Raw genomic sequence first — 20,035 nt, 5'->3', positions numbered from 1 at the left:
CTCGTTACAAATCATCCCATGAAACTCTCATCTCACGATACAGACGACCCTAATTCCTCCAAGTTCCTGTAAAAGCAGGATTGGTTTCCAGTATGACAAGTTGGACCTTTAGGGATAACCTCAATTACAAGCGCATCTTCGTCACAGTCCACCTTGACCTTTCGAACCTCTTGATAATGACCGCTCGTCTCTCCCTTCAACCATATCTTTCCCCTTGATATGGACCAAAAATGTACTAAGCCTGTAGTTAAGGTCAGGATTACAGCTTCCCTGTTCATGTTACCCACCATCAGAACCTCTCTACTCTCGTGGTGCTGAAGGACAGCTATTACCGTGTCCATTTCATGCCTGTATCTCAATTTTGAAGCTAGTGCTTCAGCAGCATTCCTGGTCAACCTCATGTCTTAAGCCACCTCATTAAATTCGAAAAGAATACTTTACCTGTCTCTCCGCTTTTCTCAGGATGGAACTGAGTCCCTACGACTTCACCCTTGCACACTAGAGCAGGGAACTCCACTCCGTAAACCGAAGTCATGGCTGGTTTTTCAGGGGTGTAGGCTACATAGCTGTGTACGAAATAGGCGTACTTCCCTTGCAGACCTTCGTTCATCTCACATGGGGTACCCTCAACCAGGACGTCCCATCCGATATGAGGTAGCTTAGGGGCATTCACCAAGAGGTCTACCCGTCCAGGGAGCCACCCTAACCCTCTGGTCCTACCCCCTTCATTGCCTTCCTCAAATAGAACCTGCATACCGAGACACACGCCCAGGAAGCGAGTGCCTGATTTCCTTAATTCGTTCAGCTCATCTCTCCATCTTTCAAGGAAAGTACCCACAGCGTTGAATGCGCCAACTCCTGGCAAAACTACCAAGTCAGCTTCTTTGGGTTCGTTGAGGATCTCTACCTCAAGTCCATGCTTCCTGAGAGCAGAGGAAATGCTGAAGAGGTTACCTACACCGTAATTGAGCACAACTGCCTTCATCTCATTCTCCTCCTTAATTCAGCGTATACTTCATCTAGGGATATCCCATCTAGAGCCAAAAGAACCAGAAGGTGGTAAAGGAGGTCTGCGCTCTCACTTATCACTCTCTCCCTCCCCTCAGCTAGGGACGCCGTTACTACTTCTACAGCTTCTTCACCCACTTTCCTCGCTACGTAATGTTTCCCTTTCCTTACTAAGGAGGCGGTATAGCTTTGTTCAGGCATCTCCTTCAACCTCTTCTGTATTACGGAGTAGAGATCTCCCAACACTTCACTCATATCTAACACCTACGCTATTGGCGTGAACGTTAAAACCTTCATATCTCGCAATAATCTCAGCAGATTTCACCAGGGACTCGGAAATCCTTTCCGCCCTAACGTAGGATATGCCCTTTAGGAAGTCGAATACCGTGAGCCCTCCCTTAAATCTAGCCCAACCGTTAGTGGGAAGTATGTGATCAGGTCCAGCGGAGTAGTCAATAAGAGCTGGCGGAGTGTTTCCAAGTGTGATAGCTCCGGCGTTCTCCACCCTCGCTAGAAGTTCCCTTGCCCTAGAAGTGTATAAGGACAGGTGTTCTGGAGCCAGCTCATTAGCTATCTGGATGCCCTCCTCTAAGGAAGAGACTTTCACCAAGTAGAACTCGTTATCCCCTTGAAGGAGGTTCGAAACTTCATTCAGCAACTCGGCGGAGTTTGAAATTAGTACCAACATTGAGGAAGAACCGTGCTCTCCCTGTGCCATAAGGTCTAGGGCAACGTTCTTAGGATTGGCGTTCTCATCTGCAATGATCACGAGCTCTGTAGGCCCTTCAATTGCGTCTATTCCGACGTCACTGCTAACTAAAAACTTGGCACCCTGAACGTACACATTCCCTGGACCAACTATTTTGTCCACCGCCTTCACGCTCTCAGTTCCGTAAGCCATAGCTGCTATTGCCTGAGCTCCTCCTATGGGATAGACGTTCTTGACTTGAAGTTTCTGTGCAATATAAGCAATCGCTGGGTCCAGATCTCCCCTCGTTGGCGTGGATACAAATATCTCCTTCACTCCAGCTATCTTAGCCGGAATTCCAGCCATCATTAACGAGGAGGGATAGGCTTTCTTCCCTCCAGGAACGTATATCCCAAGCTTCCTAATAGGTTTCCATATTATCCCGTACTCCACCCCCTCGCTTCCCCCACCCAGGTTAGGTGGCTTAATGAGATCGTGGAATGAAGTCAGTTGGAGCCAAACGTTGTCTATCGCCTCTTTAACCTTAGGGTCAAGGACTTCAGATCTCTCCTTAATGTAACTGTCCTCCAACACAAGCCTATCCAACTTAACACCGTCTATCTGTAAAGTAAGCTCCCTCAGAGCTTGGTCGCCACCTACCCTTACCCTATTTATAATTTCCCTAACCCTGTCTAAAACGTCAGAGAAGGACTGGACCCTTCTCTTCGGTAACTCTCTCCTTATCATGCTCTAACCTCTACCCCCTCCCTTTTTAAGTAATCCTTTAAGTCCCGTATCCTTACCACGCCATCGTGGAAGATACCTGCGGCTAGGGCTGCATCTGCACCAGAAAGCTTAAAGACGTCCAGGAAGTGCTCCGGTCTTCCTGCACCACCGCTCGCTATTACAGGTATGTTCGTAATTTCTACAACGTTCTTGGTTAACTCCACGTCAAATCCTTCCCTGGTTCCGTCTCTGTCTATGCTTGTGAGGAGGATCTCCCCTGCTCCTAGTACCTCAACTTTCTTAGCCCATGCTAAGACGTCTAGCCCTGTGTCCTTGGTACCAGATTTGGTAAATACTCTCCACGATTTTCCCTCCTTCTTGGCGTCGATCGCAACCACCACGGCTTGCGCTCCAAATTCTCTGGAGGCTTCAGAGACAACCGCCGGGTTCTCGACTGAAATGGTGTTTAAGCTAACCTTATCAGCTCCGTTGGAAAGCAGTCTAGAGACGTCCTCAACTGACCTTACCCCTCCTCCGACGGTAAGGGGTATGGATAGAACGCTTGCGGTCTCCCTAACCTTTTCCAACAGGGTCCTCCTTCCTTCTATTGTGGCTGAGATGTCGAGGAATACTATTTCGTCTGCCCCCTCCTCCTCATACCTTGATGCCAACTCTGCAGGATCCCCTTTCAACTTCAGATCTAAGAATTTCACGCCCTTAACCACTTTCCCGTCCTTTACGTCTAAGCAAGCTATTATCCTCTTAGTCGTCATAGTGATCCCTTAGTGCTCCTGATGTCCGTTCCTGTCAATGAACAGGCGTCCTTTAGGACTAGACCGACCCCCTTAAAAGAGGCCTCTATTATGTGATGCTCGTTATAACCGTCCAGTTTCCTAATGTGAAGAGTCACCCCTGCATTGGTCGCAAATGACCAAAAGAAGTGGGACACGTTCTCTGTAGACAGGTCGCCAACCTTTTCCCTCTTCAGGTCCAGATTTACGGAGGCGTAACCTCTCCCTGACACGTCCACAGCAACCATAACTAACGCCTCGTCCATCGGCACTATGGCGCTTGAGAACCTTCTTATCCCCCTCTTGTCCCCGAGGGCTTCCTTTAAGGTAAGTCCTAGGGTTATCCCCACATCTTCCACAATGTGGTGGTCGTCAAAGTTCTGCTTGTCCTCAGCGACAACAAGGGAGTTTGTACCCATGTAAAAGAGGAGGGAGTGAACCATATGATTGAAGAAGGACACTGGCGTTTTCACCTCCACTTTTCCGTCACCGTCCAGCTCAAGCTTAACCTGCACTCTAGTCTCCTTGGTATCCCTCACCTTTTCAGAATACCTAGACATCAACGACACCCCTGAGAACGCCAGTATAGAGCGCCATACCTACTATGGCGAAGTCGAAGCCCATTGAACTTAGTAACCTCAAGTCCTCAAAGGTCCCTATCCCCCCAGCGTAACCCCTCTCTCCTGGAACCCTCCGTGCGTAGTCGCCTACCTGCGGGTCTATGCCCATGGTTGTGCCCTCATTACAAACGTAAGTGAATATAACCCCTCTCACTCCCAGGGAACTCACAATTTCTAGAGCCTTAGATACTGAAAGTGCGCTGGCCTTCCAGCCCTTTATCAATACCTCATCGCCACAATAGTCCACGGAGATCATCACCTTGTCCAGATATCCCTGGGAGATTTTCATGAAGTCATTCACCATGGTGAAAGGTAAAGTAGACATGACTACCCTGGTTACCCCTAAAGAGATCAGTCTTTCCAGTCTTTCCCTTGTCCTAATCCCTCCCCCTACACTCACATGGTCGAACCCTTCCTTGACAATCTCCACCACTAAGGACGTGTTGTCTCCCTTACCCTCAGCAGCGTCTAGGTCAACCACATGGATTGCATCGTATCCGAACGATCTCAACTCCCTAGCTATTTTTATGGGATCCCCGAGGATCAGCCCAGTGCCCTCCCTGCCCTTCACCCTCTTGACTGCTTTGCCTTGACTGATATCAATGCTCGGAACCACTTTCACTTTATCACCTTTTCAATGTTAACTACTACGATATCCTTTGCCCCAGCAGTCTTTGCCTTAGCTATGACCTCTGGTAGTCTATCCTCATCGGTGACCGTGACCACTTCCCAGGCATCCGAGTTACTTAGCTTGGATATGGCTGGGGCAAGCATGGCTGGTAACGAAGACACAACTGAGGAGAGGTAGGCGTCGGCAACGTTCATAAATATCATTTTCTTCCCCCTAGCGTTTAATGCACCCTTCATCATTGTGAGGACTAGGTTTATCCTGTCAGCCTCCTCGCTCTTTACCCACGATCTATTCCCTATTACAACACCGTAACTTTCAACCACAGTATCTATAGGCTTAAGGCCATGAAGCTTCAGGGTCGTGCCGGTACTCGTCACATCTATTATGGCATCAGCAGCTCCTAAGGAAGGCATGATCTCAGCAGCTCCACTAATTTTCACAAGCTTGGCCTTCAATCCCTTCCTCTCCAAGTACTTAGTAGCTAAGTTGGAGTACTTGGTCGCGATTCTAATCTCCCTCCTTATTTCCTCAGGTCTTTCTACGTTCCAACTCTGGGGTACTGCTAGGACTATCCTAGACCTTCCAAAGTCAAGTTTCACCAACTCCTCCACATCTGCCTCAGATTCCAGGACGTAGTCCAACCCTGTGATACCTATATCCACAGCTCCGGTCTCCACTATACTTGGAATGTCCTCTGTTCTAACGGTTATTAGCTGAACCCCTTCCCAACTCGTTGGAACCATAAGTGCCCTATCGTCGTTGGCGAGGGGCTTAATCCCAACGTAGTTTAAAAATTGAATAGCTGGACCCTGCAATCTACCCTTGTTTGGTATCGCTATTTTCAAGAATCTCACCCAACCTCTCAATGAAAACTTTACACTGGTCTCTTGTCCCCACTGTGACCCTATAAAATCCTTTCATTGGGTTCCTGATCGCTATCCCCTTCCTAAGCAGAGGGTTCACTAAATCACCTTGGTGTTTAATGAGAAGGAAATTTGTGATGGACTTGTATACCTTAACCCCCATACCCCTGAGCGAATTGTAAAGTTCGTTTCTATTCCTAGATATTTCCCCAGCTACGTCCCTCGCGTATTTAGGGTTTTCCAGGGCCGTGATGCCAGCTATCAGTGAAGGTAAGGCTACGTCGAACGGAGTGGATCCCTTCTCAAGCGTCTTCACCACATCTTTATTTGCAATGAGGTAACCCACTCTGAAGGAGGCTAGGGAGAATGCCTTGCTCATGGTTCTAACAATAATTAGGTTTGGGTACTTACTAACTAGCCGGGACGCTGTATAACCTGAGAACTCGTAGTAGGCCTCATCCAAGAGGACAAAGCCTTTGGTGGATTGTGCAAGCTCTGCTATTTTACTTTCGTCGGCACTTAACATAGGGGATCCAGTTGGGTTGTTTGGATCGTCTATGGCTACTAACCTGGCTTTCTTTGAGTTTGAGAGCAAGTTTTCCCAATCCTCATTCCACCAATCTTCTCCTTCCTTCAATGATATCTTCACTTGATTTAACCCCCTAAAGGAGGAGTAGACCGAGTACATGCTATAACTCGGATAGTTAGTAACAACGTTATCGCCTGTTTGGGCCAGGCTCATGAACACCGACCTGATGGCTCCATCTCCTCCCGGCGTGGGGAATATCTCCTCAGGTTCAACCTTGTTGTACTCCGCTGCTAGCTCCTTGAACCTCCTAGAGAGATCTGGATGCTGATACCTGTTCCCCTTGCTCAAGTACTTAGAAACAGCCTCCAATACGAAATCCGGTGGAGAATAGGGAGACTCGTTGAGGTGTAACCTAATTCCGTCCTTTATGTCAGTGAAGTCGTACTCCTTTGCCTCCCTTAACCAGGGGTATATTAATTCATTTACGTCGGTTGGTGCAATAAGAATCCCTCGTGGTTATAGTTTTTAACTTCCTTTAAGCTTTTTCCTTCATGTTCCTCGAGGAGCTCCTATCAGGGAAACACCTTATTGTATCCTACTATTATAGTGTTAATTTATCCATCACGTTCTCTATAGCAAGAGAGTTGACTAGGAGAGGGGAAAAGGTCTGCATACTTAATCAAGAGAAAATAAAGTGGAACTTGGTACCCTTTTCCGTAGACTTAACATGCGATCAAGGTTCGGTAAACATGGTATTTGAAGCTGACAGCGAAAACCAAGTCCCTCCCAATTACTTACTGGTCACGTCAATTAGGGAGTTGAAACTACCAGATTCTAGGAAATTCAAGGTTACCAAGGTCGATGCTAATTCCTTTTTGGCCATAGGGGAGGGGACTAGGTTCCTGTTTAGGTTAAACCATGGCGTAATAGAGGACGTTCAGGAGAGGGATGACGTGATCCAAATCCTGAGGGAGCTAGGTGGAGAGGCTACGCTCCAGGACCTAGTTAATATCTCATCAAGGAAGCTCAGGAGATCTAAGGAGGAAATTAGGGAGGAGCTATCGCATCTCGTAAAAATTGGAAGAGTTGAGATAAAGAAAAGTAGAGTGAGGTTGAAGTAGACCTACTTCAAGACTATCGCTGGTCTCAGGGGTAAAGCTTCCTTCTTGATCAATTTCCCTACTTCCTCAGTAAACTGGAGCACTTCAACCTCTAGGTTCAACTTATATCTTATGAATGGTATTCCTCTCCTTAACATTTCCATTTCGTCATCTTCCACCTTAAGCAACCTCTTGTTGGTCTCAGACATCTCGGTCACATACTGAACTACTCTCTGGAGTCTCTTCGCTTCTTCCTTAGTCTTAGGCTGGTTTGTCTGCATGAATTCCTTGACGCTGCCTCCCTTACTTAAGACCTCTAACGCTGTGGAAACCAACCTCCTCAGACTTCCGTCGTGAACGTAGAGGGTTACGGAAGAAGGTTTACCCTTGTACACGTTGAGAATTGCCCTGATGTCGTCTATAAGTTGCTTATAGTACTCGTGCTCTAGTTCGATCTTGTCGTCTATCTTGCCCTCGTCAGGGACTGGCCAGGTCTCAGTGACAACAAAGGATTCGTGCCCAAGTCTGTGCCAAACCTCCTCTGCCGTGTGGGGAGCGAAGGGTGAAATCATCTTAGTCCAAACCTCCAGAACCTCCCTGATCACCTTAGGGTTATACTCCCTGGACTCCGATCTAACCATCTCTAGATACTCATTGATGTAGGAGGAGAGGTTGAATAGGAGATCGTTTACAACTTCCCTGTACTTCATCTCTTCCATGAGAGGAGTGGACTCCTTGACTATCCTATTGAGTTTTGACCTCAGCCACTTCTCTGGCGTACCGTCCAGTTGAGAGCCACTAGTGTAATCCAGAAGTTCGAAGAACCTCTTTAGGCTATCGGAGATGGACTTAGCGACGCTTTCCGTGAAGTTCGCGTCTGAGCCCATGTCCACTGTGGAAGTGAGGGCTATTCTCACCACGTCGGAACCGTAAATCCTTATCGCCTTCCTAAGTGGAACTATATTCCTCAAGGATTTACTCATTTTCTTCCCTTCGTAAAGTATGAAACCGTTTACTGCGACTCCCCTGGGCCATAGTTCCTTGGGGAAAACTCCTGCATGGTTGAAAATGAAGAAGCTCAGATGGTTGGGAATGAGGTCTGGCCCGCTGTGTCTCATGTCCAATGGGTACCAGTAAGTGAAGTGTCTCCTGAGCTCCATCAACAGATCCTTCCCGATTCCAGTCTTGGTTGCGATTTCCTCCGGGTTACCCTTCCCTAGGAGGATGTAATCCCAGGTCTCACCGGTGAGCTGGAACGGATGCAAACCAGCTTCCTTGATCTTATGGGATATGGTATAGTAAGCCATGTAAATTGTTGAATCGGATAGGCTCTCTATTATCCACCTCTTATCCCAGGGTAGAGGCGTCCCTAAACCTCTGGTCCTAGCACACGCCCTCTTCTGCAACCAATCTAAGGCGTACTCGAAGTCCTTCCTGGTCTCCTCAGGAACAACCCTCATTTTGGACAGGAGTTCCTTGGCTAAGCTTTTCCACTCCGGGTTTCCGTAGTCCAGAAACCATTGATCCTTCAGTATTTTCACGACCACCTCGTTTCCGCACCTGCAGTACACCGGCTTATTCATTATTTCCAGCAGTTTCCCACCCTTTCCTACTTCCACAAGGAATTTGGTGATAATCTCCCTGCCCTCTGGAACGGGTTTTCCACCTACGGATTCCAGCGCTGACCTGTACTCACTCTTTACTAAGGTGAGGACGTCGTTCCTCATTTTTCCCTTGTTAAACTCCGCTCTGTAAAGCTGTTCAGTTAACTTCTTCAGATCCTCATCGTCTTTTGGATGGGTGCTCTCAACTAGGTCTCTCGCTGGTAGGTCTGAGTAGCCCTCAACCGAAACCACAGGTATTGGTTGAGCGTTTGGTTTAACCTTCTTGAGATAAAAATAGTCGAACGGGGCGTGAGCTGGAACGCTCATCACAACTCCCGTAGCTGTGGAAGGATCCACAAAGTCGGCTGGAAGAACCGGAATCTCCTTCCCTGTTATGGGGTTAACTGAAGTCATCTTTGTTAGCTCGCTGCCAGATACCTTCTTTATTACCTTAACCGAATCAAGCTGGAATTTCAACTTCTCTGCCGATTTCTCTGAGACTATTACGGTCCTCCCCCAAGCTTCCGCAATAACGTAAGTGGCCTTTGGGTTTACCCATACTGCAACTGCACCAAACACGGTCTCCGGCCTAAGGGTAGCAGCTGCGAGATCTCCCTGTTTAGTCTCAAAGAAGATCAGGGTGTATTCCCCTATGTCCGGTTCTTTATCCCCCTTAGTATCGTGCATGCCCACAGGTAGGTTGTGGACAGGGCACCAACCGACAGGATGGGTATCCCTCACAACGTAACCCTTCTCTTGAAGTTTGGAGAACTGCCAGACAATGAAGGCTGAAAAGTTAGGGTCTATGGTGGTGAACTCCCTTCTCCAGTCTATGGATAAACCGAGCTCCGACATGGCTTTCTTTATGTCCTCCTTGAAATAGTTGGCCATAAAGAGAGGGTCAGAGAGTTTAGGCAGAACTTCAGATGGGATCTCGTATATGTTCTGGAATATGTCCAGGAGTTCCTTGTCCCCCTTAGCGACGTCGTCTGCCATGGTAATTATGGGAGTCCCAGTGAAGTGGAACGCCATTGGATAGAGCACGTTATAACCCTTCATTCTCATATACCTGGCGTAAATGTCACCAGTGACGTAGGTTCTTCCGTGACCAAGATGAAAGGGTGAATTGGGATACGGAAAGGCCACTGTAGTGAAGAACTTCTTTTGATCCTTGGGCTCCGCCTCGAAAATTCTGCTTCTTCTCCACTCTTCTTGCCATTTCTTAGAAATCTCGTTGAGAAACTCCGTAAATTCTTGAGGTGGAATCGTGATCACCAAAACCTATTTAAGAACAACTTTTATAAGCTTATTAAATGTTCACCCGTTCTGGAGACAAAGGTGAAACTAACGTCCCTAAGGGACGCATAGGGAAGGACTCTCCTTTGGTTAACTTCCTTGGGGATATAGATGAGGCCAACTCCTTCATTGGTCTAGCTCTCGCTAAGGTTCCTTGGGAGGACATGAGGAGGGATCTTGAGAAGGTCCAACTAGACTTGTTCTCCTTGGGTGAGGACTGGAGCACTTTTTCAGAGAAAATTACAATGGATAAGGTGAAATGGATAGAGGAGAGGACCGTTGTCTACAGAAAGGAGACCGGTCCAGTCAAGCTCTTCATAGTTCCAGGGGGAAGTGAAGAGGCTTCGACGCTCCACGTGGCGAGGGCAGTGGTAAGGAGGTTAGAAAGGAATGCTGTGAAGTATTCCAGAGAGCTAGAGGTGAGGAATAAGACGACCATCGTTTATCTAAATAGGCTATCTTCCCTCCTCTTCATCATGGCAGTTGCCGCCAATGCTAGAAAGGGAGTCTCGGAAAGGTACTACGATATTGGAAAGTACTTCTAATTGAGTCGGATCTCGATTATGGTTGAGGTCAGTGTTCACGACCTGATACATTGACCTTTGTCTAGCTGACTTCCTCCACGCTCCAAGGGGCGAGGTTGGCCGTTCTATTATCACTGGAGTGAGGGTCCAGATTAAATGATTGTGGGGTAAGCCTTAACCTAAAAGTGCAAGCTTTGAACCCCCAAGACCTCCCGTTTTGAGAACCTGAGAACGCTCACTCCAATGTTCTTCCGCTATAGGGAACTGTTTTACCAGCCTCTCCTTCTTCCCCCTGGACGAGACCCTCACCACCCAGTAGACCTGATGAAATCAGTAGCTCACAGTTTTTACAATACTCTCTTCCAAAACTTGTGGGATCTCCACATATTTTACATGAGGGTAGGTTAGGTAACTTAGATTCCTTCCTGACTTGATCTCCCAGACTGTCATAGGTTTCCAATATCTTAAGGAGAATCCCTGGAGATCTCTCCTCCAAATCGTACATTAGATCCCTAACCTTCGCTCTCATGGTCGGTCTCAGGGATATGTAGGGACACTCAACCTCCTGGAAGTGGTACCCCTTGAAATGGGCGTAGAGGGTGGTCTCCCACTCATAGATCCTTCGCAAGGGTTTGATCCTCATGACGAACTTATCGCTGAGCTTGAAGGGTAAATCCCCTATTCTGCCCAACTTCTTGACATCGCCTCTCAGCAGATTAATGATGACTGTCTGAACTTCGTCATCTAAGTTGTGACCTGTAGCTACTAAGTCTGCGTTGACGTTCCTCCCCGCTTGGTTAATTAACTTCCTCCTGAACCCACCACAAAAGGTGCAGGCCGCGATGTTCAACCCTCTCTCCCTAGAGGATTTAACCATATCATCGAGTGAAAACCCGACTTCGTCCCTGAAGGAAGTGGAGATTAACTCTATCCCTAGATCCCTGAGATAGGCGTTAAGTTCCTTGACTTGTCCTTCCCTGTTATAGTTCGCTATTCCCTCCACTATGTTGAACGCGATGATCCTCTTAGGATCGATCACCATAGCCAACGTATCAGCCAAGACCAAGCTATCCTTACCTCCTGATACCGCAATTAGAACTTTGGATGCCTTGGTAACACCTAGCTTCACAGCCTCCTCTGAAACTCTTCTCTGAACGTCCTTCAGGAAACAGGACTTACATAGCCTCTTACCTGTGTGCGGTTGCAGTACGTCCGCGTCCCTGGATTTACATTCATCGCATATCATTGGGACGTCGCCCTTCTACCAGGGATTTACCGCTGGCTACCTCATCTATACTGTGGATTGCGCACCCTTCCCCTTCAAGTACCTCTTGGACCTGCTTGAAATTAACGTCAGTCCCCTCAACCACAATGGACAAGCCCATGGTCTCTACGTCCATATCGGTTACGCTTATGTTAACACCTTCCACTCCAGGCAAGTTGTCGAGTTTTTCCGCGAGATCCACAATTGAGGACCCCCTTATTGGTTTCAAGACGTCAAGGACAACTCTCCTAATTGGCAAATTTCATCGATACTTCACTTTACTTCTTTCTCCGTTAAATTTCTGACTATTTTCTTCGACAGCTAAGGGGGGAATATAAAAGTCTTCATTAAAATTGAACGATTCTCCTTTATTAACCCCCCGGGTTGAGTAGGATAAGTTTAAATATGATTAGGTATAGGGGTATATAAACGGGGGGTCAAAAGGTGATGGGGGTAGAGTTAAGAGATTCACCTAGAGTAGTCGGAAAGGAAGTATTTGGCAACCTTTACGAGTGTGACATTGAAACTTTGAAGGATCCTGAGAGATTAAAGGAGATTGCCACTGGTGCAGTGAGGGAGGGAAACATGACGTTACTTGACGTAAAGGCATGGAAGATTGGCGAAGGAGTAAGCGTTGTAGCAATAGTTCTAGAAAGCCACGTTACCATACATACCTGGCCTGAGCACGGATTTGCCACGGTCGATGTTTACTCCTGCGGTAGCCATACAGACCCCAGGAGAGCCTTCAACTACATCACAAAGGAACTTAAGGCGAAACGTTTCAGGATAAATGAGGCTGATAGATCATCGGAGTTCTAATTGTAGGAGGAGGAATAGCTGGACTTCTTCTGGGGTTAAAATTCCGGGATCTTAACCCTCTCATTTTTGACAGGAGGCGTGCCCCTGGAAAGCAGTGCACGGGCATCATAAGTAGAGGTACCTTCATCAAATTGGGTCTATCTAAGGAGTTCGTGGACAGGGAGTTTAAGTCCATTAGGGTAGTCGATGGGCGGGGGGAAGTTTTCATTGAAGGGGATTTCGTCAGGCTAAACAGGGAGAAGCTAGAAATTTGGTTAAGTTCTGAACTGAACGTCGTTAGACCCGCCGACGCCACAATCAAGGGTGAAGGCGAGGTTATGGTCAGAGGGACCAAGTATACAGGTAAAGTGTTCGACGCATCTGGATGGAAGGGTAAGGCCAAGTGGGTAAAGGCAATGGAGTACGTTACGGAACCTTTGAATCTAGATGAGATTCTTGTGACCCTTGACCCTAGGAATCCTGCTGGTTTCGGTTGGATCGTACCCCTACCTGATAAAGCCCTAGTGGGAGCACTCTCCCTAGGAGACCCTAGACCTTTCGTCCCTGCTGTGGAGAAGAGGAGGTTGAGCGTCCATGGTGGCGGAATACCTAGGGTTAAACCAATCCAGCTGTCCGTACCAGCAATAGGAGATCGAACTGGTTTAATAAAAACGTTTACAGGTGGAGGAATTTTCGGGATAGCGGAGCTCTTACAGAACTTTTCCAATTCCAGGAAAATAAAGAAGGAGATAGAGAGACAGTACCTGTTAACCGAAATTCTTCAGAGGACGTGGAGGATAGACCTCCTAGCTCTCAGGTTGCTACATGGAAGGACCATTAGGGTAGACAGAGAGTTTGACTTTCACACCTTCCTCTTCTCCCTCAGGAGATTATAACACCCGTCGCCCTTCACTATCACGTTCATCCTCAACAACTCCGCAATTACTCTCTCCGGCTCCTTTACTCCAAGGGCTTTCAGATCCCTAACTGCTGCAATTTCCCCAACCGAAACGTTAGTGACGAAATACTTCTTTGCCACCTCGATGTCCTTGTTTGTGGTTTCCCCCATTGTCCCTCAATTTTATTTGTCACTTAATGGATTTAACCTTATCTTGAATGCATTTCTAAGGCTCGTCAGGATTCACAACGTTATTGGGGCTAGTCTTGGAGCCTTTACAGGGTACGTAGTATCGTCAATGTGGAAGTTCAACCTCTTGGAGATAGTCGAGGCTATAGTCGTTGTAGCGTTGGTCTCAGCAGGGGGGTATGCCATCAACGACGTGTATGACGTTGAGATAGATAAAATAAACAAACCCGATAGGCCAATTCCTTCAGGCTCAGTCTCAGTGGGGACTGCTACTGCCCTATCGTATGCCTTGATGGGGCTGGGGACCGTCATAGCCATTTTTCAGGGCCTCTATGAGTTCTTGGTGGCGCTTTTGACCAGTGTAGCCCTAGTTATTTACGCTAGGGATCTGAAAAAGACAGGGCTTTACGGTAATTTAATTGTGGCATCTACGACCGCATTGTCCCTCTTTTACGGCGGCCTCTCCTACCACTCGGGCTTCTGGATTCAGAGGATATGGATCCCGGTCCTTTACACATTCCTACTTACTTTAGCCAGGGAGATCATTAAGGGAGTAGAGGACTACAGGGGGGATATGGCGCACGGGGTGAGGACTTTAGCCACAACTAATGGGATAGCCAGGGCGTGGCAAATAGCCCGGATAACTTTACTCATAACTGAGGTCACCTCGCCAGCACCTCTGATACTTGGCTTCAACATACTATATGGGGTACTCCTGATACCTTTCCTGTACGTAACCTCGCGGGCATTAGTTTCCCAAACCAGCGAGGAAGGCGCAAGCAAGGCCAGATCTTATCTCAAAGTCTCCGCCTTTTTGGGCATGGTAGCCTTCGCCCTGGGAAGCTTACCTATCCAATTCCTTATCTAGTATCCTCCTTAGCCCAGCCTTTATTCCGACCGCCCTTATTAGAACGTTCCCCTTCCTGGGTGGGATCTGGACCTCACAAACGGCATCCCTCCCCTTTCCCACGTTAGTGATGGTCCTAAAGCTAGCAGTTACACCGTTGACCATGACGTTTAACGTTACTTTCTCGATATCGACCTCTCCCGTGTTCACTATCCTTATCTGTAGGACGTTACCAATTACGTTGGGTATGAGGTCAAAGTCCAGCGCAGGTGCTTCTGACTTGTAGGTGTAGTGCAAAAGAAGTTGTACTGAAGCCTTGGAGGCTTCCGTCACATTGAGTACCTTTACTATACCTTCACTCTCAGGCTCGACCTCCTCGCACTCATGATTGAGCTCAATCAGGTCGTCAAAGTTCTTTCCGTTCATTATCCTAACTTGCTCCCTCAAGTTCCCCTTTAACACTATGTAGTTTCTCCCTAGGGACTTCAGCTCTATTTGGTCTCCCGGTCTGAGCTGAAGGTAGCCTCCCCTCAACGAGTATGCGGTGTGGAAACCAGTTGCCTCAATGATGGAGACCACGCTGACGACCTTAACTGCCAAAGACCTAGCTCCATTATAACTTATTGTCAGCTCGTTCTTTCCGCTGGTAATGAGATGGGTTACGTCGAAAATATGGAAGCTGGTTTCCTTCTTACTTTCACCTGAGAAACTAAGGTTGGGTTTGAACTCCTTTGTCAAGGAGAAGTTGTTGAGCCAAAGTCTCCACTTAATGAACTCAGGAGGGGATTCGGTAACTATGACCAAGTAACCCTTTACCGGTTTATGTTCAACGTAAAAGTTGAAGGTATGTTCGTTAAACGTGGAACCTAGAATTGCTGACTTCACAGAGCTCTGATGGTCAACGTAGCCTCCTATTTCACCCTCGTCGAACGTAACGAAATTCACTGTCATACGTTATAATTCTGGCTTATCCAAAATAAAGCAAATGCTGAGCATACTAAAGTCGGTCATTAAGAGGTCCGATGTGATTCTGGAAGTCCTAGATTCCAGGGAACCAGAACTGACTAGGTCAAGGAGGATTGAGAGGATCGTGAAGGGAAGTGGTAAGCCTATCATCCTTGTTTTAAACAAAGGAGATCTGGTCCCGTTAGACGTCTTGAAGGGGTGGAAGGACTTTTACGAGATGCAGGGGTTTAAATGCGTCTTCGTATCCAGCAGGGAGCACCAGGGGACTAAGTTCCTGAGGAACGTCATAAAGGAGTCCCTGAGAGGGAGAACAGGGGTTGTTGGGGTTATTGGCTACCCCAAAACCGGAAAGTCCTCGGTGATCAACGTCCTAAAAGGGAGACACGCAGCGTCAACCTCTTCTGTTCCCATGAGTACAGGATTCACCAAAGCTCTCCAAATCGTTAGAATAGACTCCAGGATATACGCTATAGACACCCCAGGCATCATCCCACCTGATGGAGACCCTCTAGAACGAGCAATAAGGGGGAGTAAGCCTGAAGACCTTGAGGACCCGTTGAAAGTGGCAATGGCACTCATCGAAAGGATATCTAGGTTCAACAAGGGGTCGCTCACCCAGGCTTACGGTACGGAGTTCTCCACCCCATTGGACCTCTTAGAGAAGATAGCGTTAAAGAGAGGTTGGATATTCAGAAAGGACAGGGAGCCTAACGTTGATCAGGCGGCAGTACAACTTATAAGGGACTTCCATGAGGGTAAGATTGTTTACTACACTAAACCAAAGGGTTTCGAAGATGATAAAACTAGTAATATTTGATGCGGACAAAACTTTATGGGATCATTACAACATTTCTGAATTTCAAGACCCTCTCACCCTTGCTGGTAGGGACGTTGTCGTAGACAGCAAGGGTAGAACATTATCTCTCTTCCCTAACGTGAGGAAGACCTTAGAGGAACTGAGGAGGAGAGGGGTGAGGTTAGCCATGGCCACATGGAACTTCCCGCATAAGACTGACAAGGTCCTCAAGGCACTGGAACTTTATGACTACTTTGACCTAATCGTGTCTAGAGACTATCCCTACAAATTTGTTATGATAAGCGAGATAATAAGGGAATTTAGGAAGAGGAATCTGAACCTGAAACCTGAGGAAATTTTATTTGTAGACGATAGGAGAGCCCATTTCGGTAACGTCTGGATTTACGTAGGTAAGGTTAACTGCTTGGAAATGTGGAAGGATATAAGCGACCACTTAGAAATTATTTCTAAGGTATAAAGTTGAAGTATTTGAAGATTATTTACAAAAAATGTCATAACATTTTTAAAGGATCTTCTAAAAGATCACTAGGCATCCAATTAGCCTGATTAAACATTCACGGCTAAACCAACTAGAATTAAAAACTATATGATAAAGTTTAAAAGCCTTGGTTCTTTCCACTACACTTGTGAAAAAGATGATAGGTGGTCATACCCTCCAAGTCTGATAGTTTTTCCAAAGTTGAGGTTTTCATGCAATTTCACGTTAGTTGTATCGAGTTGTATAAAGGTGGTTTTGTATGCCTACTGGATCTAGATTGGTAGTTGATTCTTTAAAAAGGGAAGGAGTGAACGTACTCTTCGGTATACCTGGGCTCACTAACATGCCCATATACGACGCTTTCCTGGAGGACCTGCAGAACGGGGAGCTTAGACACGTCCTCATGAGACACGAACAAGCGGCAGTCCACGCAGCAGACGGCTATGCCAGGGCTTCAGGTAGGCCTGGGGTGTGCACCGCGACTTCAGGACCAGGCGCGACCAACTTAGTTACCGGAATGGTGACGGCCTACTGGGACAGTTCACCCGTCGTAGCCATAACGGGACAGGTGGTTAGATCAGTGATAGGTAAGATGGCTTTTCAAGAGGCTGACACACCAGGCATCTTTGCAAACGCTGCTAAATACGTAGTCCAACTTAAGAACATATATGAGATACCCGTTTGGATAAAAAACGCCTTCTACATAGCTTCCACTGGAAGACCAGGACCTGTAGTTGTGGACATACCGAGGGATATTCAACTAGAGAAGATAGATGACGTGAAGTGGCCCGAGAAACCTGAAGTGAAGGGATACAGACCATTCAGGACCTTAATTGACCCAGTGAAAATAAAGAAGGCAGCGGAGATACTAATAGAGGCGGAGAGGCCAATCATACTAGCCGGAACAGGAGCGGTCTGGTCCAACGCTACGCCGGAGATCTTAGAGCTCTCAGAACTTTTGACCATACCAATGGTCTCGACTTTACCTGGTAAATCAGCCATCCCCCACGACCATCCACTTTTCCTAGGTGCAATGGGCTATTACGGAAGGGCAGAGGCTTCCATGGCGGCCTTAGAGTCAGACGCAATGTTTATAGTAGGAGCTAGGCTTAGCGACAGAACCTTCACGTCCTATGACGAGATGATCGAAACCAGGAAGAAGTTTATCATGATAAATATAGACCCCACGGACAGCGAGAGGGCATTTAAGGTTGACGTACCTCTTTATGGAGACGCTAAGATCCTCTTGAGAGAGATAATTAACGCCGTGAAGGCCTTGGGAAGGAAAAAGGACAACTCCGCCTGGGTTAAAAGGGCGAAGGAACTTAGGGAATACTACGCTCAGTTCTACTACCATGAGGAGGACGGTAAGCTTAAACCTTGGAAGATCCTGAAGACAATTAGGAACGCTATTCCAAGGGATTCCATTGTCACTACAGGAGTGGGGCAGCACCAGATGTGGTCTGAGGTGTTCTGGGAAGTGTTGGAACCTAGGACGTTTCTATCCTCCACTGGTATGGGTACCATGGGCTTCGGGTTACCTGCTGCCATGGGAGCTAAGATGGCTAGACCAGATAAGGTTGTTGTGGATCTGGACGGGGATGGATCCTTTTTAATGACTGCTAACAATTTAGCAACCGCAGTGGACGAACACATTCCAATCATATCGGTCATATTTGACAACAGGACCCTAGGGTTAGTGAGACAGGTCCAGGATCTATTCCAGAGCAGAAGAGTTGTGGGAGTTGATTACGGACCATCTCCGGACTTCGTGAAGTTCGCCGAGGCCTTTGGAGCTTTAGGCTTCAACGCAACAAGTTACGATGAGATTGAGAGGTCCATAAAGACTGCAATAAAGGAAAACATCCCTGCGGTGGTGAGGGTGCCAATAGACAAGGAAGAGCTCGCCTTGCCAACGTTACCCCCTGGGGGAAAACTTAAACAGGTGATAGTGCGTGACCCAAGAAAGGCTACTTAGAATATCTGGGCACTATAGGGACCCAGGCTTCCTGGAGAGGATCATGGGTACCTTAAGGAAGCTTTGGGTAGACGTTGACTGGATAAACGCTAGGAGAGTGAGCGATGACGGACTTTATGAGGTTTACTTGGGGATTAGAGAGGGGAAGAACACTCAACTTGCCATTTTGAATCTGAGCAAGCTAGTGGACGTAGAGAAGGTCGAAATTTTAGAGGACGGTAAGGTAGTGACTTACGCCTTTGACAACGAGGGCAAAATCGTAGATGGGGAGGGTGAGAACAAGATAATCGTTTTTGTACCAGTTTATTCAAAGGTTACAGGTTACAGTTGGGGTGAGTCGTATAGCAAAAATATATACAGATAAAGATGTAACTCTAGATATAATTAAAGGAAAGAAAATAGCCGTGCTAGGTTACGGCAGTCAAGGGAGGGCCTGGGCCCTAAACTTAAGGGATTCAGGTCTCAACGTGACCGTGGGATTAGAGAGACAGGGAAAGAGCTGGGATCAGGCTACAGCTGATGGGTTCAAGCCAGAGAAAACCGAGGACGCGGTGAAGAAGGCAGACGTGGTAATATTCTTGGTGCCTGATATGGCCCAGAGATTAGTTTATCGAGAAAGAGTGCAACCCTACCTGAGGGAAGGGATGGACTTGGTATTCGCACACGGTTTTAACATACATTATAGGTTAATAGAGCCTCCAAAGAACGTTGATGTTTACATGGTGGCGCCCAAGGGTCCTGGGCCAATTGTGAGGGATTTCTACACCAAAGGAGGTGGAGTCCCGGTACTTGTTGCAGTTCACCAAAACTACTCAGGGAAAGCCATGGAGAAAGCCCTTGCGATAGCCAAGGGTCTGGGAGGGACTAGGGCAGGTGCCATCGAGACTACCTTCAAGGAGGAGACGGAGACCGATCTCATTGGAGAGCAGACAATACTGGTGGGAGGGGTTATGGAGTTGATGAAGTCAGCCTTCGAAACTTTAGTGGAAATGGGATACCAACCCGAGGTAGCTTATTTCGAAACTATTAACGAGCTGAAGATGATAGTGGACTTAATCTACGATAAGGGCTTTATGGGAATGTTAAGGGCTGTATCGGATACTGCTAAGTATGGAGGATTTACCGTAGGTAAACATGTTATAAATGAGGAGACAAGGAGGAGGATCAGGGAGGCTGCGGAAAAGGTGAGAAGCGGTAAATTCGCTGAGGAGTGGATAGAGGAGTACGGAAGGGGAAGCCCAACTTTACAGAAGGGCATGGAAGATATGGATAAGAGCATGGAAGAGCAAACAGGAAGAAGACTAAAGGAGATCATAGAGAGGGGTAAGCCTAAGGCCTAGTCCTTTTTTAATTTTACATTGAGAGACTTTTTTGGATAAACTCTCCTAATCCTGGTATAAGCGATTTTTAAGGAAAAACC

General features: G+C 47.3%; 24 protein-coding genes. 10 read left to right on the top strand and 14 right to left on the bottom strand.

The genetic code is table 11. The features are described 5' to 3' along the window. Positions 1–32: 32 nt before the first annotated feature. The 9 genes from hisI to hisC are packed head-to-tail and all read right to left on the bottom strand — an operon-like array spanning position 33 to position 6,363. On the bottom strand, positions 33–401 hold the full coding sequence (gene hisI / locus GWK48_RS03270) for a phosphoribosyl-AMP cyclohydrolase (protein ID WP_174629557.1): 369 nt from the start codon (positions 399–401) through the stop codon (positions 33–35). After that, complete coding sequence (gene hisH, locus GWK48_RS03265) at positions 398–985, bottom strand: imidazole glycerol phosphate synthase subunit HisH (RefSeq protein WP_174629554.1); 588 nt, start codon at positions 983–985, stop codon at positions 398–400. Before hisH ends, hisI begins: the two co-directional genes overlap by 4 nt. Then, positions 982–1,263 carry a phosphoribosyl-ATP diphosphatase gene (gene hisE / locus GWK48_RS03260; protein WP_174629551.1) on the bottom strand — a complete coding sequence of 94 codons (282 nt, stop codon included), beginning with the start codon at positions 1,261–1,263 and terminating at the stop codon, positions 982–984. The genes hisH and hisE overlap by 4 nt, the downstream gene beginning before the upstream one ends. Then, complete coding sequence (gene hisD, locus GWK48_RS03255; protein WP_174629549.1) at positions 1,256–2,443, bottom strand: histidinol dehydrogenase; 1,188 nt, start codon at positions 2,441–2,443, stop codon at positions 1,256–1,258. Before hisD ends, hisE begins: the two co-directional genes overlap by 8 nt. After that, positions 2,440–3,195 (bottom strand): imidazole glycerol phosphate synthase subunit HisF, encoded by a 756-nt coding sequence (hisF, locus tag GWK48_RS03250; protein ID WP_174629547.1) that lies wholly within the window; start codon positions 3,193–3,195, stop codon positions 2,440–2,442. The genes hisD and hisF overlap by 4 nt, the downstream gene beginning before the upstream one ends. Continuing rightward, a complete protein-coding gene (gene hisBd, locus GWK48_RS03245) occupies positions 3,192–3,773 on the bottom strand; it encodes an imidazoleglycerol-phosphate dehydratase (protein WP_174629545.1) in 582 nt (193 codons plus the stop codon). The genes hisF and hisBd overlap by 4 nt, the downstream gene beginning before the upstream one ends. Continuing rightward, entirely contained in the window at positions 3,766–4,455 is a 690-nt protein-coding gene (hisA, locus tag GWK48_RS03240; protein ID WP_174629543.1) for a 1-(5-phosphoribosyl)-5-((5-phosphoribosylamino)methylideneamino)imidazole-4-carboxamide isomerase, read from the bottom strand. Before hisA ends, hisBd begins: the two co-directional genes overlap by 8 nt. Beyond that, positions 4,452–5,309, bottom strand: coding sequence for an ATP phosphoribosyltransferase (hisG, locus tag GWK48_RS03235; protein WP_174629541.1), 858 nt, complete (start codon positions 5,307–5,309; stop codon positions 4,452–4,454). Before hisG ends, hisA begins: the two co-directional genes overlap by 4 nt. Beyond that, positions 5,281–6,363: a histidinol-phosphate transaminase gene (hisC, locus tag GWK48_RS03230; protein WP_174632479.1), complete on the bottom strand. Its 1,083-nt coding sequence runs from the start codon at positions 6,361–6,363 to the stop codon at positions 5,281–5,283. The genes hisG and hisC overlap by 29 nt, the downstream gene beginning before the upstream one ends. A 44-nt stretch (positions 6,364–6,407) precedes the next feature. On the opposite strand from hisC, the gene GWK48_RS03225 reads away from it, so the two are divergent. Next, complete coding sequence (locus tag GWK48_RS03225; RefSeq protein ID WP_174629539.1) at positions 6,408–6,977, top strand: hypothetical protein; 570 nt, start codon at positions 6,408–6,410, stop codon at positions 6,975–6,977. A 2-nt stretch (positions 6,978–6,979) separates the two neighbouring features. Here GWK48_RS03225 and leuS read toward each other — a convergent pair whose 3' ends face one another. Next, on the bottom strand, positions 6,980–9,838 hold the full coding sequence (leuS, locus tag GWK48_RS03220; RefSeq protein ID WP_174629537.1) for a leucine--tRNA ligase: 2,859 nt from the start codon (positions 9,836–9,838) through the stop codon (positions 6,980–6,982). A 35-nt stretch (positions 9,839–9,873) separates the two neighbouring features. On the opposite strand from leuS, the gene GWK48_RS03215 reads away from it, so the two are divergent. Continuing rightward, complete coding sequence (locus tag GWK48_RS03215) at positions 9,874–10,401, top strand: cob(I)yrinic acid a,c-diamide adenosyltransferase (protein WP_174629535.1); 528 nt, start codon at positions 9,874–9,876, stop codon at positions 10,399–10,401. Between the two features lie 214 nt (positions 10,402–10,615). Here the strand turns inward: GWK48_RS03215 and GWK48_RS03210 are convergent, their stop codons facing one another. Next, a complete protein-coding gene (locus GWK48_RS03210; RefSeq protein ID WP_174629533.1) occupies positions 10,616–11,626 on the bottom strand; it encodes a TIGR00269 family protein in 1,011 nt (336 codons plus the stop codon). Further along, positions 11,613–11,903, bottom strand: coding sequence for a DUF211 domain-containing protein (locus tag GWK48_RS03205; RefSeq protein WP_174629531.1), 291 nt, complete (start codon positions 11,901–11,903; stop codon positions 11,613–11,615). The genes GWK48_RS03210 and GWK48_RS03205 overlap by 14 nt, the downstream gene beginning before the upstream one ends. Before the next feature lie 188 nt (positions 11,904–12,091). Between GWK48_RS03205 and speD the strand changes: the two genes are divergently transcribed. Beyond that, positions 12,092–12,463: an adenosylmethionine decarboxylase gene (gene speD / locus GWK48_RS03200; protein ID WP_174629529.1), complete on the top strand. Its 372-nt coding sequence runs from the start codon at positions 12,092–12,094 to the stop codon at positions 12,461–12,463. Between the two features lie 131 nt (positions 12,464–12,594). Next, positions 12,595–13,338 carry an NAD(P)/FAD-dependent oxidoreductase gene (locus GWK48_RS03195; protein ID WP_246263886.1) on the top strand — a complete coding sequence of 248 codons (744 nt, stop codon included), beginning with the start codon at positions 12,595–12,597 and terminating at the stop codon, positions 13,336–13,338. On the opposite strand, the gene GWK48_RS03190 is transcribed toward GWK48_RS03195, so the two are convergent. Then, on the bottom strand, positions 13,305–13,511 hold the full coding sequence (locus GWK48_RS03190) for a PolB1-binding protein PBP2 family protein (RefSeq protein ID WP_174629528.1): 207 nt from the start codon (positions 13,509–13,511) through the stop codon (positions 13,305–13,307). The two genes, GWK48_RS03195 and GWK48_RS03190, sit on opposite strands and share 34 nt — an antisense overlap. Positions 13,512–13,554: 43 nt before the next feature. Between GWK48_RS03190 and GWK48_RS03185 the strand changes: the two genes are divergently transcribed. Then, on the top strand, positions 13,555–14,397 hold the full coding sequence (locus GWK48_RS03185; protein WP_246263885.1) for a UbiA family prenyltransferase: 843 nt from the start codon (positions 13,555–13,557) through the stop codon (positions 14,395–14,397). Here GWK48_RS03185 and GWK48_RS03180 read toward each other — a convergent pair. After that, on the bottom strand, positions 14,374–15,327 hold the full coding sequence (locus GWK48_RS03180; RefSeq protein ID WP_174629524.1) for a hypothetical protein: 954 nt from the start codon (positions 15,325–15,327) through the stop codon (positions 14,374–14,376). The genes GWK48_RS03185 and GWK48_RS03180 overlap by 24 nt on opposite strands. A 34-nt stretch (positions 15,328–15,361) precedes the next feature. Here GWK48_RS03180 and GWK48_RS03175 point away from each other — a divergent pair, with 34 nt between their 5' ends. The 5 genes from GWK48_RS03175 to ilvC all read left to right on the top strand — a co-directional run bounded on the left by GWK48_RS03175 (position 15,362) and on the right by ilvC (position 19,955). Further along, complete coding sequence (locus GWK48_RS03175) at positions 15,362–16,159, top strand: GTPase (protein ID WP_174629522.1); 798 nt, start codon at positions 15,362–15,364, stop codon at positions 16,157–16,159. Next, on the top strand, positions 16,137–16,616 hold the full coding sequence (locus tag GWK48_RS03170) for a magnesium-dependent phosphatase-1 (protein ID WP_174629515.1): 480 nt from the start codon (positions 16,137–16,139) through the stop codon (positions 16,614–16,616). The genes GWK48_RS03175 and GWK48_RS03170 overlap by 23 nt, the downstream gene beginning before the upstream one ends. A gap of 280 nt (positions 16,617–16,896) precedes the next feature. Then, the gene (locus GWK48_RS03165) at positions 16,897–18,615 is read left to right on the top strand and encodes an acetolactate synthase large subunit (RefSeq protein ID WP_174629513.1); all 1,719 of its coding nucleotides are present in this window, start codon (positions 16,897–16,899) and stop codon (positions 18,613–18,615) included. Next, complete coding sequence (locus GWK48_RS03160) at positions 18,593–18,979, top strand: ACT domain-containing protein (RefSeq protein WP_174629511.1); 387 nt, start codon at positions 18,593–18,595, stop codon at positions 18,977–18,979. Before GWK48_RS03165 ends, GWK48_RS03160 begins: the two co-directional genes overlap by 23 nt. Continuing rightward, complete coding sequence (ilvC, locus tag GWK48_RS03155; RefSeq protein WP_174629509.1) at positions 18,948–19,955, top strand: ketol-acid reductoisomerase; 1,008 nt, start codon at positions 18,948–18,950, stop codon at positions 19,953–19,955. The genes GWK48_RS03160 and ilvC overlap by 32 nt, the downstream gene beginning before the upstream one ends. Positions 19,956–20,035 lie beyond the last annotated feature (80 nt).

Origin of the sequence: Metallosphaera tengchongensis (assembly GCF_013343295.1) — an archaeon.
GTDB lineage: Archaea > Thermoproteota > Thermoprotei_A > Sulfolobales > Sulfolobaceae > Metallosphaera > Metallosphaera tengchongensis.
The sequence above is the reverse complement of the archived record's forward strand: the minus strand, read 5'-3'. Positions and strand labels throughout refer to the sequence as shown.

What these genes read in the sequence shown, in the direction of transcription:
- GWK48_RS03180 (WP_174629524.1), bottom strand. Translation starts at nt 15,327, where the DNA reads ATGACAGTGAATTTCGTTACGTTCGACGAGGGTGAAATAGGAGGCTAC.
- speD (WP_174629529.1), top strand. Translation starts at nt 12,092, where the DNA reads ATGGGGGTAGAGTTAAGAGATTCACCTAGAGTAGTCGGAAAGGAAGTA.
- hisH (WP_174629554.1), bottom strand. Translation starts at nt 985, where the DNA reads ATGAAGGCAGTTGTGCTCAATTACGGTGTAGGTAACCTCTTCAGCATT.
- hisBd (WP_174629545.1), bottom strand. Translation starts at nt 3,773, where the DNA reads ATGTCTAGGTATTCTGAAAAGGTGAGGGATACCAAGGAGACTAGAGTG.
- GWK48_RS03175 (WP_174629522.1), top strand. Translation starts at nt 15,362, where the DNA reads ATGCTGAGCATACTAAAGTCGGTCATTAAGAGGTCCGATGTGATTCTG.
- GWK48_RS03165 (WP_174629513.1), top strand. Translation starts at nt 16,897, where the DNA reads ATGCCTACTGGATCTAGATTGGTAGTTGATTCTTTAAAAAGGGAAGGA.
- hisD (WP_174629549.1), bottom strand. Translation starts at nt 2,443, where the DNA reads ATGATAAGGAGAGAGTTACCGAAGAGAAGGGTCCAGTCCTTCTCTGAC.
- GWK48_RS03170 (WP_174629515.1), top strand. Translation starts at nt 16,137, where the DNA reads ATGATAAAACTAGTAATATTTGATGCGGACAAAACTTTATGGGATCAT.
- GWK48_RS03215 (WP_174629535.1), top strand. Translation starts at nt 9,874, where the DNA reads ATGTTCACCCGTTCTGGAGACAAAGGTGAAACTAACGTCCCTAAGGGA.
- hisE (WP_174629551.1), bottom strand. Translation starts at nt 1,263, where the DNA reads ATGAGTGAAGTGTTGGGAGATCTCTACTCCGTAATACAGAAGAGGTTG.
- hisI (WP_174629557.1), bottom strand. Translation starts at nt 401, where the DNA reads ATGAGGTTGACCAGGAATGCTGCTGAAGCACTAGCTTCAAAATTGAGA.
- hisF (WP_174629547.1), bottom strand. Translation starts at nt 3,195, where the DNA reads ATGACGACTAAGAGGATAATAGCTTGCTTAGACGTAAAGGACGGGAAA.
- GWK48_RS03225 (WP_174629539.1), top strand. Translation starts at nt 6,408, where the DNA reads ATGTTCCTCGAGGAGCTCCTATCAGGGAAACACCTTATTGTATCCTAC.
- GWK48_RS03190 (WP_174629528.1), bottom strand. Translation starts at nt 13,511, where the DNA reads ATGGGGGAAACCACAAACAAGGACATCGAGGTGGCAAAGAAGTATTTC.
- GWK48_RS03210 (WP_174629533.1), bottom strand. Translation starts at nt 11,626, where the DNA reads ATGATATGCGATGAATGTAAATCCAGGGACGCGGACGTACTGCAACCG.